The organism is Denitratisoma sp. agr-D3 (genome assembly GCF_054658675.1).
On sequence record NZ_BAAGIA010000002.1, the window covers coordinates 377,150 to 390,804 of the forward strand.

Annotated in this window: 11 protein-coding genes; 8 read left to right on the forward strand and 3 right to left on the reverse strand. The window is 70.8% G+C overall.

What is annotated here, in order from left to right; genetic code table 11:
- The first annotated feature begins 11 nt into the window (after positions 1-11).
- From ACYQ2U_RS06800 to ruvA, 8 genes are all read left to right on the forward strand, one after another.
- Complete coding sequence (locus tag ACYQ2U_RS06800) at positions 12-1,991, forward strand: methyl-accepting chemotaxis protein (protein WP_459949602.1); 1,980 nt, start codon at positions 12-14, stop codon at positions 1,989-1,991.
- Positions 1,992-2,008: 17 nt separating this feature from the next.
- Positions 2,009-6,355, forward strand: a complete 4,347-nt coding sequence (locus tag ACYQ2U_RS06805; protein WP_459949603.1) for a hybrid sensor histidine kinase/response regulator — start codon at positions 2,009-2,011, stop codon at positions 6,353-6,355.
- Positions 6,352-6,972, forward strand: coding sequence for a DUF374 domain-containing protein (locus ACYQ2U_RS06810; RefSeq protein WP_459949604.1), 621 nt, complete (start codon positions 6,352-6,354; stop codon positions 6,970-6,972). The genes ACYQ2U_RS06805 and ACYQ2U_RS06810 overlap by 4 nt, the downstream gene beginning before the upstream one ends.
- A 9-nt stretch (positions 6,973-6,981) precedes the next feature.
- Entirely contained in the window at positions 6,982-7,845 is an 864-nt protein-coding gene (locus ACYQ2U_RS06815) for a DMT family transporter (RefSeq protein WP_459949605.1), read from the forward strand.
- A gap of 15 nt (positions 7,846-7,860) precedes the next feature.
- The gene (gene ruvC / locus ACYQ2U_RS06820) at positions 7,861-8,406 is read left to right on the forward strand and encodes a crossover junction endodeoxyribonuclease RuvC (RefSeq protein ID WP_459949606.1); all 546 of its coding nucleotides are present in this window, start codon (positions 7,861-7,863) and stop codon (positions 8,404-8,406) included.
- Positions 8,403-9,677 (forward strand): hypothetical protein, encoded by a 1,275-nt coding sequence (locus ACYQ2U_RS06825; RefSeq protein WP_459949607.1) that lies wholly within the window; start codon positions 8,403-8,405, stop codon positions 9,675-9,677. The genes ruvC and ACYQ2U_RS06825 overlap by 4 nt, the downstream gene beginning before the upstream one ends.
- Entirely contained in the window at positions 9,674-10,621 is a 948-nt protein-coding gene (locus ACYQ2U_RS06830; protein WP_459949608.1) for a UbiA family prenyltransferase, read from the forward strand. Before ACYQ2U_RS06825 ends, ACYQ2U_RS06830 begins: the two co-directional genes overlap by 4 nt.
- A gap of 124 nt (positions 10,622-10,745) precedes the next feature.
- Positions 10,746-11,336: a Holliday junction branch migration protein RuvA gene (gene ruvA / locus ACYQ2U_RS06835; protein WP_459949609.1), complete on the forward strand. Its 591-nt coding sequence runs from the start codon at positions 10,746-10,748 to the stop codon at positions 11,334-11,336.
- A gap of 16 nt (positions 11,337-11,352) precedes the next feature.
- Here ruvA and ACYQ2U_RS06840 read toward each other — a convergent pair whose 3' ends face one another.
- The 3 genes from ACYQ2U_RS06840 to ACYQ2U_RS06850 form a co-directional block, all read right to left on the reverse strand.
- Positions 11,353-11,583 (reverse strand): hypothetical protein, encoded by a 231-nt coding sequence (locus ACYQ2U_RS06840; RefSeq protein WP_459949610.1) that lies wholly within the window; start codon positions 11,581-11,583, stop codon positions 11,353-11,355.
- A 25-nt stretch (positions 11,584-11,608) separates the two neighbouring features.
- Complete coding sequence (locus ACYQ2U_RS06845; RefSeq protein WP_459949611.1) at positions 11,609-11,965, reverse strand: DUF1304 domain-containing protein; 357 nt, start codon at positions 11,963-11,965, stop codon at positions 11,609-11,611.
- A gap of 81 nt (positions 11,966-12,046) precedes the next feature.
- A complete protein-coding gene (locus ACYQ2U_RS06850; RefSeq protein WP_459949612.1) occupies positions 12,047-13,621 on the reverse strand; it encodes a tyrosinase family protein in 1,575 nt (524 codons plus the stop codon).
- Positions 13,622-13,655: the final 34 nt, after the last annotated feature.

Sequence of the window (13,655 nt, forward strand, 5' to 3'; positions counted from 1 at the left end):
CCGCGCCGTCCATGTCACCGACCTCTTCCCCCGCCCCGCGCGCCGGCCGTCCCCGGCGTCTGCCCTTGTTCGGCGCTTTTCCCCTGCACTTGCAGGTGAAGATCCTGGCGGCGGCCTTCCTGCTGTTCCTCGTCGCCGGCGCCTTCGTCGCCTTCCAGGACAACCGCGCCGCCGTCAGCGGCAACGGTCAACTCGCCCTGGTGGGCGAGATGCGCACCCTGAGCCAGCAACTGGCCCGGGCGGTGCAGGGCAGCCTCACCGGCCAGGGCGCCGCCACCGCCGAATTGCGGGCGGGGCGGGAACGCTTTGCCCAGATGTTCACCCTGCTGGCCAACGGCGGCGACTACCGGTCGGCCCTGCTGCCGCCGATTTCCCCCGCCTTCCACACCGAGCTGGAGGACCTGCGCGCCAAGTGGGACATCGAGGACCGCAACCTGCAAGTGTTGCTGGCCCAGGAAGCCGCCCTCTCGGCCCTGGGCCGCCTGGTCAGCGACATCACCGAACAATCGCCCCGGGCGGCGGACCTGGCGGCCCAGGCCGGCGGCGGCCTGCCCCTGTTGGTGGAGCGCATCGGTCGCAACGCCACCCTGCTGCTGACCCTGACGGCGGTGGACGAGGCGCCGGCCAACCAATTGGGACGGGACATCGCCGCCGCCGTCGAGGCCAGCGCCAAGAGCAAGGACGGCGAGCTGCAAGCCCTGCTCAAAAGCTGGCAGGAGAGCCTGAAACCCATCGTCGCCGACATCAAGCCCCTGCTCCAGGCCAAGCAGGCCGCGGGTCACGCCCTGCGCGCCAGTGATCCCCTGCGGGAGGCCGCCGACCGCCTCGGTGCCAGCATCGACGAACTGGTCAGCGCCCGTGGCAACCACCTCGGCGTGGTGGCCACCTGCGCCGCCGCCGCCCTGTTGATGCTGGTGTTGATGGTCAAGGCAGTGGGCGACGACGCCGTGATCCGCCGTATCGAGGCCGAACAGCAGCGCCGCGCCGCCGAGACGGCCAATGCCGTGACCCAGCAATCCCTGCGCCGGCTGATCGACGAGACCGCCGACCTGGCGGCGGGCAACCTGACCCTGCGCGCCACGGTCAGCGAGGACCTGACCGCTTCCGTGGCCGCCACCCTCAACGCCCTGGCCGAGGAGCAGACGGCCCTGGTGGCCCGCATCCGCCAGACCGCCCAGCGCCTGGCCGCCGCCACCGGTCAGGTGGCCGACGGCAGCGAGGCGATGCTGGCCGCCGCTGATACCCAGACCGACCAGATCCGCTACGCCAGCGGCCTCACCCTATCCGTAGCCGCCACCCTCCAGCAACAGGCCGAGCAGGCCAAGACCGCCACCGGCAAGCTGCGCCAGATCCGCCACACCGCCGACAAGGGCGCCAGCGCCGCCGCCGAGGCGGTGGCCGCCATGGGGGACAGTGGGCGCCGCATCGGCGAGGGCGCCCAGCGGGTCAAGCGCCTCGCCGAGGCATCCCGGGAGATTGGAGAAATCGCCGAGTTGATCGCCGAGATCAGCGAACAGACCAATGTGCTGGCCCTCAACGCCGCCATCCAGGCTGCTTCCGCCGGCGAGGCCGGACGGGGTTTCGCCGTGGTGGCGGAGGAAGTGCAGCACCTGGCGGAGCGGGGCGCCGAGGCAGCCAAACAGGTCGTCGCCCAGGTGCGCAACCTCCAGGCCGACAGCCAGGAAACCGTCGTCGCCCTGGAGCACGGTTACCGTGACGGTGCCGCCGGTGGGCGCCAGGCCGCCGCCGCCGGCCAGGCCCTGGAAGATATCGCCGCCGCAGCCGAGGAACAGGCCCAGGCCAGTGACGCCAGCGCCGGCGAGGACCGCCACCAGGCCGACCAGGCCCGCCTGGTGGCGGATGCCCTGAAGGACATCCAGCGCATCACCGAGCAGAACGCCGCCGGCACCCAGCAGACCGCCGCCGCCGTGGCCGGTCTCAACGGCCTCGCCGGCGAGCTGAAGGCGGCCGTGGATCGTTACCGCCCCTGAGTCCGGCCCACGCCTGCATGTTGGTCACGGATTTCGCCATCGGCCCCACCTTTCATCCCGCGTCGAGCCGGCCGCGGGCCGCCCTCTGCCAGGTTGTGGCCGAGGCCCTGGCCCGGATCGAGGCCGCGCTGGCGGCCCAGGACGATCCGGCGGCGCAGCGCTCCGAACTGCACGCCTGCCGGGCCGCCCTGGACGTGGCCGATCTGCCCGGCCCGGCCCGCTTCGCCGCCGCCTTGGAACACGTGTTCGACCTGCCGTCGCCGCCCTGGGCGACGGTCCAGTCCGCCCTCGCCACCCTGGCCGCTTACCTCACCGACCTGGCCGCCGACGGGCCGGACCAGCCCCTCGCCCTCTACCCCGCCTACCGGCAACTGGTGCTGGCCGGCGGCGGGGCGCCAGCCGCCGCCAGCGCATTGTTCTTCCCTGATCTGGCGCGGCTGCCGCCCGCGCGGGAGATCGCTGTCGATCCCCTGCCGGCGCCGGCGCAGACCGCCCGGCTCAAGGCGGCCCGACTGGGGTTTTCCCGGGGGCGGCAGAAGTGGCTCGACAGCCACCGGGGCGGTGAGCCGGGCGGGCTACGGGACATGCGCAACTCCCTGGCCATCGTCGAGCAGACCCGCCAGGCGCCCGTTGAACGGGCCTTCTGGTGGCTCACCCTGGCCTTTTGCGACGGCATCCGCGAAGACTTGGCCGATCCCGAACGACGCGACCTGCTGGGTCGCCTGTTCGACGCCATCGGCGCCCGCATCGACGCCCTGCTGGCCGGGGACGGTAGCGTTCCCGCCGACCTGATGCGGGACATCCTCTACCAGGTGGCGGTGGCCGACGGTAGCGGCGCCGACAGCCCCGTCGTCGCCCAGGCCCGCCGTTGGTACGGCTTGGCGGAGTTCATTCCACGCCGCGCGGCGGACGGCGCGGCATGGCGCGCGGCGCGGGACCGGCGGCGCGCGGCGGCCCAGTCTCTGCCGGCCCTGGCGGATGCCTGGCAAAGTTTTTGCGCCGGCAGCGCCGCGGCCCTGCCGGCTTTCCACGAAACCTGCGCCGTCCTGGCCCCCCTGGCCGACGACGGCGAGGAGGCCATCGCCGCCCTGGCGGTCGCCGTGGTCGCCGTGGCCGAGGCGCTGCGCCGCAACCCCCTGGACCAGGATGACACCCTGGCCGAAACCATGGCCCTGGCCCTGGCTTTGCTGGCCGAGGCCCTAGCCGGCGCCGACCGAGCCCAGGCCATGACCCAGACGGCCCGGTACTTGGCCGCCCGGGCCCGGGGCGAAGCCGAGGGCGAGCACGCCTTGGCATGCCCGCCCGCCGCGCCCCCGCTTCTGCCCCTGCTACCGCCCCGGGACGGCGCGGCGCGGGCGTTGCTGGCGGCGGTTTGCGCCCAGATGCAGACCAATCTGGCCCAGACGGAACAGGCCCTGGAGGCGGCTTTTCACGCGCCCGACCAGCCCGAGTTGCTGGCCCCGGTGCCGCTTTGGCTGAAGCAGGTGGAAGGGGCTTTGCTGCTGCTCGACCAGCCCGCCGCCGCGCGTCTGGTGCCCGCCCTGATGGCCGGCCTGGCGCGCCTGTCCTACCCGGGCCGGGTGGCCCTGCCCAGCCCCGAGCGCGAGACCGCCGCCCGTGGCCTGGCCCAGCGCTGCACGGCCCTGGCCGCCTATGTGGCCGGCCTGGCCGGCGGCGTGCCCGACGCCGCCGTGCTGACGCTGCCGCCCGAGCCGGCGCCCGTGCCCGTTCGGGCCGCCGCGCCGGTGGAAAACGAATTGCTCGCCATCTTCCTCGATGAGGGGGCGACGGTGGGCGCGGACCTGAGCCGCGCCCTGGCCGAGCTGCGCCAGACGCCGGACGACCTGGTGGCCCTGCGTGCCCTGCGCCGCGGCTTCCACACCCTCAAGGGCAGTTCCCGCATGGTGGCCCTGACGGATTTCGGCGACACCGCCTGGGCGCTGGAGGACTGCCTCAACGCCTGGCTCGCGGCCGGTGATGCCGCTAGCGACGAACTGCTGGCCCTGGCCGAGGACGGCGTGGCCCTGTTCGAACGCTGGTTGGCGGCCATCGCCGAGGGGGCGTCGCCACCCGACGGCACTGCCCTGGCGGCCCGTTGCGCGACACTGCGGCCGGTGCCCGGCGAGATCGGGGACGCGGGCGCACCCGCCGCGCTCGACCTGACCGACCCCGGCGGCCTGGGCAACCTGGCCGATATGGCGATGACGCCCCTGCCGGAGGAATTGGTCAGCGCCATCGACCCCCAGCTGCTGCCCCTGTTCCTGGAGGAAAGTCGCGACGGCGTGGCGGCGGTGGCGGAGCAATTACGCCTGTGGCGCGCCGACCCCGAGGACGGCGCGGCACCCGCCCGGCTGGCGCGGCTGCTGCACACCCTCAAGGGCGGCGCTCGCATGGCCGGCGCCCTGGGCATCGGAGAGCTGATCCACGACCTGGAAGGGCGCATCGCCGCGCCGGGGCCCGTGGACCTGGCCCGGATCGACGCGGTGGAGGCGGGCTTCGACCGGGCGGTGGCCCTGATCGAGGCCCTCGGCGGGCTGGCGGAGGAAGCGGCGCCGGACGCCGCCTCGGAACCCTGGACGGAGCCGATGCCGCCGGCCCTGAGCACCCTGCGCCTGGGCCCCGAACGGGTGGACCGGTTGATCAACGAGGCGGGAGAAGTGGCCATCGCCCGGGGCCGGGTGGAAACCGACCTGCGGGAATGCAAGGAAGTGCTGGCGGAACTCAGCCACGGCATCGGCCGCCTGCGCCAGCAGCTAGGCGAAATGGAAACCCTGGCCCGGCCCGCGCCGGAACAGCGCCAGCGTTTTGACGAACTGAGCCGTCTGCTGGCGGAAAGCGTCGGCGACGTGGCCGCCGTGCAACTGGCCCTGTCCCGGGGCCTGGCCCAGGCCGAGGGCGGCCTGGCGGCCCAGGGCCGGCTCAACCGGGCCCTGTCCCAGGGCCTGCTGCGGGTGCGCATGGTGCCCTTCGCCACGGTGCTCGAGCGCCTGCAACGCCTGGTGCGGCAGACCGCCCGGGAACTGGGCAAGGAGGCCGAACTGCATTGTCAGGGCGAGCAGACCGAGGTGGACCGGGCGGTGCTGGAACGGCTGGTGCCGCCCCTTGAACACCTGTTGCGCAACGCTGTCGCCCACGGCATCGAGACGGCGGCGGAGCGGCGGCGCAAGGGCAAGGCCGAGGGCGGCGGCATTTCCCTGGAGGTGCGCCAACAGGGCAACGAATGCCAGCTGATCCTGGCGGACGACGGCGTCGGCCTCGACCTGGCGCGCATCCGCCAGCGCGGCGAGGCTTCCGGCCTGATTGCCCCCGGCGCGGCGTTGGCCGACGACGCCCTGGTGGAACTGATCTTCACCCCCGGCTTCACCACCGCCAGCCAGTTGTCCGCCGTGGCCGGCCGTGGCGTGGGCCTGGACGTGGTGCGCAGCGAGGTGACGGCCCTGGGCGGCCGCATCGAGGTGCACAGCAGCCCGGACCAGGGCTGCCGCTTCCAACTGGTGCTGCCCCTCACCCTGGCCATCGGTCAGGCCCTGCTGCTGCGAGTGGGCGAGCCGGGCATGCCCGGCGGCGGCCGCTGCGTGGGTATTCCCGCTGGACTGGTGGTCCAGGCCGGCGAGGTGCCGGCGGAGGAAATGCAGGCCCTGCGCCGGGAAGGCAGCGTGCGCTGGCAGGACCAGGACTACCGCTGGCACTACCTGCCCCACCTGCTGGGCTGGGGCGAGGCCCGGCCCAGTCGCCACCAACGCTATTGGCGCGTCCTGGTGCGCAGCGGCGAGCAGCGCGTGGCCCTGGAGGTGGACGCCCTGGTGGGGCGGCAGGAAGTGGTGCTGAAAAGCCTCGGCCCGCAACTGGAGCGGGTGCCAGGCATGGTGGCGGCCACCGTGCTGGGTCACGGCGACATCGCCCTGATCGTCAATCCCCTGCAACTGGCGACCCGCCTCGAACGCCTGCCGCCGTCCACCCTGGCCCGGGAACCGGCGGTTTTCGCCCCCCGTCCGCCGACGGTGCTGGTGGCGGACGATTCCCTGTCCAGCCGCAAGGCCCTGAGCCGGCTCCTGGAGCGGGCCGGCTACCGCTGCCTGAGCGCCCGAGATGGCGCCGAGGCCCTGGAACTGCTGGTGGACGAGCGTCCCGTGGCGATCCTGGTGGACCTGGACATGCCGCGCATGGACGGCTTCGACCTGATGCGCAGCCTGCGCAACGACGAGGAACTCAAGGCCCTGCCCCTGATCGTGGTCAGCGCCTGCGCCAGCGACGAGCATCGGCGCCAGGCCGAAGCCCTGGGCGCGCTGCACTTCCTGCCCAAGCCCTGGGACGAAGCCCGCCTGCTGTCCCTGGTGGACCACTATGTACACTGTCCGTCATGATCAAAGCCCTGCGACGACAACTGGCCAAGCTCGGCCCCCTGGTGTTCTTCCTGCTCGCCGCCACTTGGCGCCTGCGGCTGACGGGCCCGCTGCCGCCGGCGCGGGCGGTGCTGGCCTTCTGGCATGGCGACATGCTGCCGGTATGGAAGCATTTCGCCGCCGGCGGCGATTACGCCCTGGTGAGCCGCAGCCGGGACGGCGGTCTGCTCACGGACCTGCTGCAACGCTGGGGTTTCCGCGTCATTCGCGGCTCTTCGTCCAAGGGCGGCAAGGAAGCCTGGGCCGAGCTGTTGGCGGCGGCCCAGCGGGGCCGGGTGCTGCTGACCCCGGACGGTCCGCGCGGCCCCGCCCACAAGCTCAAGGCCGGTGCCGTGGTGGCCGCCTACCGGGCGCAGGTGCCGCTCTGGCTGTGCCGGGTGCGCTGCGGCGCGGCGATTCGCGGCACCCACTGGGACCGCTTCCTGATCCCCTTGCCCTTCGCCGCCATTGACCTGGAGTTCCTGCCCTTCCCGGTGCCGGCGCAAGCCAGCCGGGAAGAGATCGACGCCCTGATCGCCGCCGCCGAGGCCCTGCTCAACGGCGCCGCGCCCGCCTCCGCGCCAAGCCCGTCGCCCTGAGCGCGACCCTTGCGATCCCTGACCGCCATGTCGCGTTTCTATCCCGCCCTGTTCGTCTTCTTCTGGAGCACCGGTTTCATCGGCGCCAAGTACGGCCTGCCCTACGCCGAGCCCTTGAGCTTCCTGCTGTTGCGCTATCTGCTGGTGGTGCTGTTGATGGGAGCCGTGGCCCTGGCCACCCGCGCCCCCTGGCCCGTGGATCGGCGTCACTGGTTCCACATCGGCGTCTCCGGCATCCTGATGCACGCCTGCTACCTGGGCGGCGTCTTTGTCTCCATCGGCCAGGGCCTGCCCGCCGGCGTCACCAGCCTGGTGGTGGGCCTGCAACCCCTGCTGACGGCGGTGGGCGCCGGCTGGCTGCTTAAGGAAAGCGTGAGCCGGCGTCAGTGGTTGGGCCTGGCCCTGGGTCTGCTCGGCGCGGGTCTGGTGCTGTCCGGCCGCATCAGCGCCGGTTTCAATCTGAGCGGCGTGGTGCCGGCGTTCTTCGCCCTGCTGGGCATCACCGCCGGCACCCTTTATCAAAAACGTTTTTGTCCCCGCTTCGACTGGCGCACCGGGGCGGTGGCCCAGTTCCTTCCGGCGGCGGCCGTCACCCTGGTGGTGGCCGCGTTCACCGAGCATTTCCGCATCGACTTCACGCCGCCATTCCTCTTTGCCCTGGGCTGGCTGGTGCTGGTGTTGTCGGTGGGGGCCATCAGCCTGCTCAACATGCTGCTCCGCGCCGGCTCGGCGGTGAACGTGGCGAGCCTGTTCTACCTCACGCCCGCCAGCACGGCGGCCATTGCCTGGCTGCTGTTCGACGAAGTACTCTCCCCCCTTGCGCTGCTGGGCATGGCCGTCGCCATCTGGGGCGTTTATCTTTCCCGCAAATAGGCCCCGTCATCGTCCATGAAAACCGTCGCCAGTGAAACCGTCCGCATCCTGGGCATCGACCCGGGCCTGCGCATCACCGGCTTCGGCGTCATCGACAAGACCGGGCAGAAGCTGGCCTACGTCGCCAGCGGCTGCATCAAGACCAACGAGCAGCTGTCCCTGCCGGAACGCATCAAGACCATCATCGACGGCATCGCCGAGGTGGTGGCCAGCTACCACCCCCATCAGGCGGCTATCGAAAAAGTATTCGTCAACGTGAACCCCCAATCCACTTTGCTGCTGGGCCAGGCCCGGGGCGCCGCCATCGCCGCCCTGGTGGGCCAGGGCCTGCCCGTGGCGGAATACACCGCGCTGCAACTCAAGCAGGCCGTGGTGGGCCATGGCAAGGCCGCCAAGGAACAGGTGCAGGCCATGGTGGTGCGTCTGCTCTCCCTGCCCGGCGAACCCAGCGCCGACGCCGCCGACGCCCTCGGCTGCGCCATCTGCCACGCCCACGGCGGCCAGGGCCTGGGCGCCCTGGCGACCAAGGGCTTCCGGGTGCGCAACGGGAGGCTGGTGTGAGCGAAAAACAGCCGCCGCCGACCGGTGGAGAAGGAACAGTTCCCGGCGCCCCAGGCGTAGAGCAAACCAGCCTGCTCTACGCCTGGGAGTTCGGCGCCAATCTGGGCCACATCGGCGCCTTCCTGCCCCTGGCGCGGGCCCTGCGCGAGCGGGGTTACGCGGTGCGTTGGGCCGTGACCGACACGACCGCCGCCGCCCGCCTGCTGCCCGGCGAGGGCTTCGCCTGGTTGCCGGCACCTCGCATCGGGGAGCGGCGCTTGCCCGGCGCGCCCTTGAGTTATGCCGACATCCTGCTGCGCTTCGGTTATCACCACGCCGACGATCTGCTGGGACTGGTGGTGGCCTGGCGCGAACTGTTGCAACTGACCCAGGCCCGGCTGGTGCTGGCGGACCACGCGCCGACGGCCCTGCTCGCGGCCCGCAGCCTGGGCCTGCCGGTCATGCAGTTTTCCAACGGCTTCACCGTGCCGCCGCGGCAGCGGCCCCTGCCCAACATGCGGCCCTGGCAGCCCCTGCCGACGGAGACCCTGCTGGGCTTGGAGGACGCCGCCCTGGCCAGCGTCAACGCCGTGCTGGCCCGCTTCGGCCAGGCGCCCCTGGGCGCCCTGGCCGAATTGTTCGACGTGGCCGAGGAGGCCCTGATCACCTATCCCGAACTGGACCATTACGAGCAGCGCGGCCCCGCCCGTTATTGGGGCAGCCTGCCCGCCGCGCCCACCGGACTGACGCCGCCCTGGCCGGCGATGGTCGGGCGGAAGATCTTCGCCTACCTGCGTCCCGAGATTCCCCTGGCCGCCGAGGCCCTGCAAGCCCTGGTCCGGCTCGGCCAGCCCACGGTGGTCTATTGCCCCGGCCTTGCCGCCACCGCCCGCCAGGCCTTGCAGGCGCCCCACCTGGTGTTCGTGGACAACCCGGTCAACCTGCGCCGGGCGGCGGCCGAGGCGGACCTGGCCGTCACCTACGCCAGCCTGGCCACCACCACCGCCTTTCTCCTGGCGGGCAAGCCCTTGCTGCTGCTGCCCTCCCACCTGGAGCAGTTCCTCCTGGCACGGCGGGTGGCGGCCATGGGGGCCGGCATCGCCGTCAATCCCGAACAGCCGCCGGCGGACCTCCTCCCCCTCCTGCGCCAGTTGCTGGACCAGCCCGATTTCGCCGCCAATGCCGGCGCCTTCGCCGCCAAGTACGCCAACTTCCAGCAGGATCAGGTCGTCGCCAACCTGGCACGGCGCGTCGACGAACTCTGCCCTTCCGTCCCCGAGGCCCCGCGATGAACACCGACACCCTGCGCGTCCCCGCCGAACCCAGCCGCGACGGCTTGCCCGGCCCGCTGCTGCGCTTCTTTCTCGCCACCCGGCCCGCCTTTCTCAGCGTCACCGTGGTGGGAGTGCTGCTCGGCCTGGCCTGCGCCTGGCGTTCCCACTTGCCCTTCAACACCCTCACCGCCCTGGTGACCCTGGTGTTCGCCCTGGCCGCCCATGCCGGCGCCAACGTGGTGAACGACTTCCATGACCGGGACACCGATGCCCTCAACACCGAGCGCCTGTTCCCCTTCACCGGCGGTAGCCGCTTCATCCAGAACGGCGTGCTCTCGCCCCGGGCCGTCGCCCTGCTGGGCTACGGCCTGCTCGCCAGCGTCGTGCCCGCCGGCCTCTGGCTGATGGGGAAGGTGGGTGCGGGCTTGTTTTGGATCGGTCTGTTGGGGCTGTTCGTCGGCTGGGCCTATTCGGCGCCGCCCCTGCGTCTGGCGGCCCGAGGCCAGGGGGAGCTGGCCATCGCCCTGGGCTGGGGCTTGGTGGTGGTGGGCAGCGATTTCGTCCAGCGCGGCGCCTTCGAACTGCGCCCCATCATCGCCGGCCTGGCCTACGGCCTGATGGTGGCGAACCTGCTCTACATCAACCAGTTTCCCGACGCGACGGCCGACGCCGCCGCCGGCAAGCGCACCGTGGTGGCCCGGCTCGGCCGCCGTGGCGCGGTGAACGGCTATGCCCTGATCGCCGGCTGCGCCGCCGTCGACGTGGTGGCCGCCGTGGCGGTGGGGCTGTTCCCCGCCGCTACCCTGCTGGCGCTGCTCGCCCTGTTGCCGGCCGTCGCCGCCTGGCGCCAATTGCGCGCCCACGCCGAACAACCGGCGCTGCTGCGTCCCGCCATTCGCGCCACCATCGCCGCTGCCCACCTGTTCGGCCTGCTCTTGGCCGTTGCCATGGTGGCGGGCTAGGCATGGGCATTCGGTTTTTCCCGCCCCCTGGGCCGGGTTCATCAATCGCCTTCCCCGCCCGAGGGGAAGGGACGGAAGGGGGCGCCCGACTTTGCCATGGCGCCGCCCGGACTAAGGAGATCCCATGATCGGCAAGCTCACCGGCACCCTGCTGGAAAAAAATCCGCCCCTGATCATCGTCGACGTGCACGGCGTTGGCTATGAGATCGACGTGCCCATGAGCACCTTCTACAACTTGCCCAACATCGGCGACAAGGTGAGCCTGCACACCCATCTGGCGGTGCGCGAGGACGGCCACTTCCTCTACGGTTTTCTCAGCGAGGGGGAGCGGGCGGCCTTCCGGCAGTTGCTCAAGGTGTCCGGCATCGGCGCCCGCACCGCGCTGGCCGTGTTGTCCGGCCTATCGGTGCACGAACTGGCCCAGGCCGTGGCCTTGCAGGAAGTGGGGCGCCTGGTGAAGATTCCCGGCATCGGCAAGAAGACCGCCGAGCGCCTGCTGCTGGAACTGCGTGACAAGCTGCCCAAGAGCGGCGCCTTGGGCGCCGCCGTGGTGACGGCAACTCCCGACGCCGGCAGCGACATCCTCAACGCCCTGCTGGCCCTGGGTTACAACGAGAAGGAAGCCCTCGGCGCCATGAAGCAGCTCCCCGCCGGCGCGGCGGTGTCCGACGGCATCCGCCAGGCCCTCAAGCTGTTGAGCGGCGGCAAGGGCTGATTGCCTGCCGCGCGGCTTAGATCTTTACCTGCTTCTGTTTGCCTTGGCATGACAATGTGCGGCCAAGGTAAGTCCTACGTAGCCCGGCAATGAGGCATTTGTTGTCGGGGAATTTGCGTTCGGCGTAAGTGACGTCTTCTTCTTCGACCACGGCGCCCATGCCGATCAGTACTTCGACGCAGCCCCAGTCGCCGGAGTCGATGGCGACGCGCACGGCATTGTCGGCGATGTTGTTTGCTGCATTCATAGGCATTCGATGATGGCCGGAGTTGTCATGCCAGGGCCAGCAGCATCAATCCCACCGCCGCCGGCAGGGCCTGGATCAGCAGGATTTTCTTCTTGGCGGTGAGGCCGCCGTAGATGCCGGCGACAAAAACACAGAGCAGGAAAAAGGTCTTCACCGCCAGGCCGCCGTCGCCGAGGATCAGGCCCCAGGCCAGGCCGGCGGCGAGGAAGCCGTTGTAAAGACCCTGGTTGGCCGCCAGGGTCTTGCTCGCGGCGGCGCTTTCCGGGGTCAGGCCGAAGGCCTTCATCCCCAGGGGTTTGTCCCAGTAGAACATCTCCAGCACCAGGATGTAGACGTGGAGCAGGGCGATCAGGGCGACGACGATATTGGCGATGAGGGCCATGGCATTCCTTATGGACGAGGTGACGGGACACCCCCGTCAGGTCTTGGTTCCGGCCTGACGGGGGGCGGCGCGCGGGACAGTTTACGGGGTCGTTGTCCCGTCCGCGGCTTGCAGACGGATGGTACCCACCTTCACGCTGCCGCGGGTCTTGCGCGCGCGGCTGGTTTCGGCCACGAAGCTGCTGGGCACGAAGCGCACCGCCACGTCGGCGGTGGAGGTGATGCCCAGGCGCTGCAATTCCTCCTGGACGTCGTAGGTGAGGGTGCCAATCTTGGGGCCGTGGCCGCCGTGGTGATGGCCCTGGGGCATGGGTTCCAATACGCCGAAGTAGTTCAGGGTGGCGATGTAGGCGCTACGTTTCGGCTGGCGCTTGTTGCTGAGGTAGATGTTGTAGGTGACCTCGGGATTGCCCTGGATGTCCACGTCTTCGATGATCAGCAGGGTATGGCCCGGCGTCGTGCCGGCGGCGGGCGCGGCGCGGGAGAGCAGGGCCTTGTCCGTGGTGGCCTGGAGCGGCAGGGTCACGGCCTTGCCGGTCAGCGTGGTGCCCTGGGGATGGGAGACGGGCACGCTGCGCAGCACGGCCGGCGCCGCGGCCAGGGACTTCAAGGCCGCCGTGCTCGGCGGGGCGACGTCGCAGTTCGTTTCCTTGGCGTAGTGCACGTCGATCACGCCGGGCGTGAACACGTCGGCGATGGTCATGGTGGCCTTGTTGCCGTTTTCGTCAGCGAAGGTGTAGCTGGTCTGGTACCAGTCGTCGGGCATGCCCAGGTTCGCCTTGGCCCAGGCCAAATCGATCGGCTTGCCGCCCGCCTTGCGGTTCAGCCAGCACTGCCAGAGTCGGTCGATGTTGGCGTGGTGCATGTAGAACACCGGGTCGAGGCCGGCCAGGGGCACCTGGCCGATGTCCGGGGCGTTGCAACTGGAGCCGGCGGCGCAGTGCATGGCGCCGTGGGGCTGGCTTTCCAGTTGATGGGAAAAATTGGTGAAGTCGGTGAATTTGAAGGCTTGCGCGGCGCTGCCGGTGTTGCTGTCGATGGCGGTCTTGTAGGCGTTCAGGCCCGGCGTGCGGAACTCGTCGTAGAGGGAATTGCCGCCTGGGCTGCGGACGATGGCGGGCAGGGCGATGCCCTTGCCGCCGGCGCCCGTGGTGGCGAAGTAATCCCAGTAGGGCAGGTTGAGGTTGGGATCGCCGGCCTGCTTGCGCACCACCCGCTCGAAGAAGTAGAGGTACATGCGGTGCCAGGGCAGGAAGCCCATGGTGCCGTGCTGGCAACTGCCCCAGGCCTGGGCGGTGAAGCCGTCGGCCGGCGGATTGGTGTCGCGCAGGTGCTTGTAATAGCCCAGGCAGACCGGGTCGCCGCTGCAATTGGGCGTCATTTCCTGGTTCCATTGCGCCACCGTGGCGGCGGCGTTGGGGCCGCTGCCCAGATAGCCGTGGATGTTGGCCCAATACTGCCAACTGGCGCGGAAGGCGGCGCTGGTGTCGGGGGCGGTGTCGTTGCCGCGCATGGCCGCTACGGCCTTTTGCAGGGCGGCGACCTTGGCCGGATCCTTGGAAAACTCCTCGACGCCGATGCGCAGGGTGTCGGCGCGGGTGGCGCCGCTACAGGCGGCAAGGGCAATCGCCAGGAGCGATGGAAGGGTCTTGTGCATGGGTGTTGTCTCCCTGATATGTTGTCGATGTTGT

What these genes read in the sequence shown, in the direction of transcription:
- ruvA (WP_459949609.1), top strand. Translation starts at nt 10,746, where the DNA reads ATGATCGGCAAGCTCACCGGCACCCTGCTGGAAAAAAATCCGCCCCTG.
- ACYQ2U_RS06850 (WP_459949612.1), bottom strand. Translation starts at nt 13,621, where the DNA reads ATGCACAAGACCCTTCCATCGCTCCTGGCGATTGCCCTTGCCGCCTGT.
- ACYQ2U_RS06845 (WP_459949611.1), bottom strand. Translation starts at nt 11,965, where the DNA reads ATGGCCCTCATCGCCAATATCGTCGTCGCCCTGATCGCCCTGCTCCAC.
- ACYQ2U_RS06810 (WP_459949604.1), top strand. Translation starts at nt 6,352, where the DNA reads ATGATCAAAGCCCTGCGACGACAACTGGCCAAGCTCGGCCCCCTGGTG.
- ruvC (WP_459949606.1), top strand. Translation starts at nt 7,861, where the DNA reads ATGAAAACCGTCGCCAGTGAAACCGTCCGCATCCTGGGCATCGACCCG.
- ACYQ2U_RS06800 (WP_459949602.1), top strand. Translation starts at nt 12, where the DNA reads ATGTCACCGACCTCTTCCCCCGCCCCGCGCGCCGGCCGTCCCCGGCGT.
- ACYQ2U_RS06805 (WP_459949603.1), top strand. Translation starts at nt 2,009, where the DNA reads ATGTTGGTCACGGATTTCGCCATCGGCCCCACCTTTCATCCCGCGTCG.
- ACYQ2U_RS06830 (WP_459949608.1), top strand. Translation starts at nt 9,674, where the DNA reads ATGAACACCGACACCCTGCGCGTCCCCGCCGAACCCAGCCGCGACGGC.
- ACYQ2U_RS06840 (WP_459949610.1), bottom strand. Translation starts at nt 11,583, where the DNA reads ATGAATGCAGCAAACAACATCGCCGACAATGCCGTGCGCGTCGCCATC.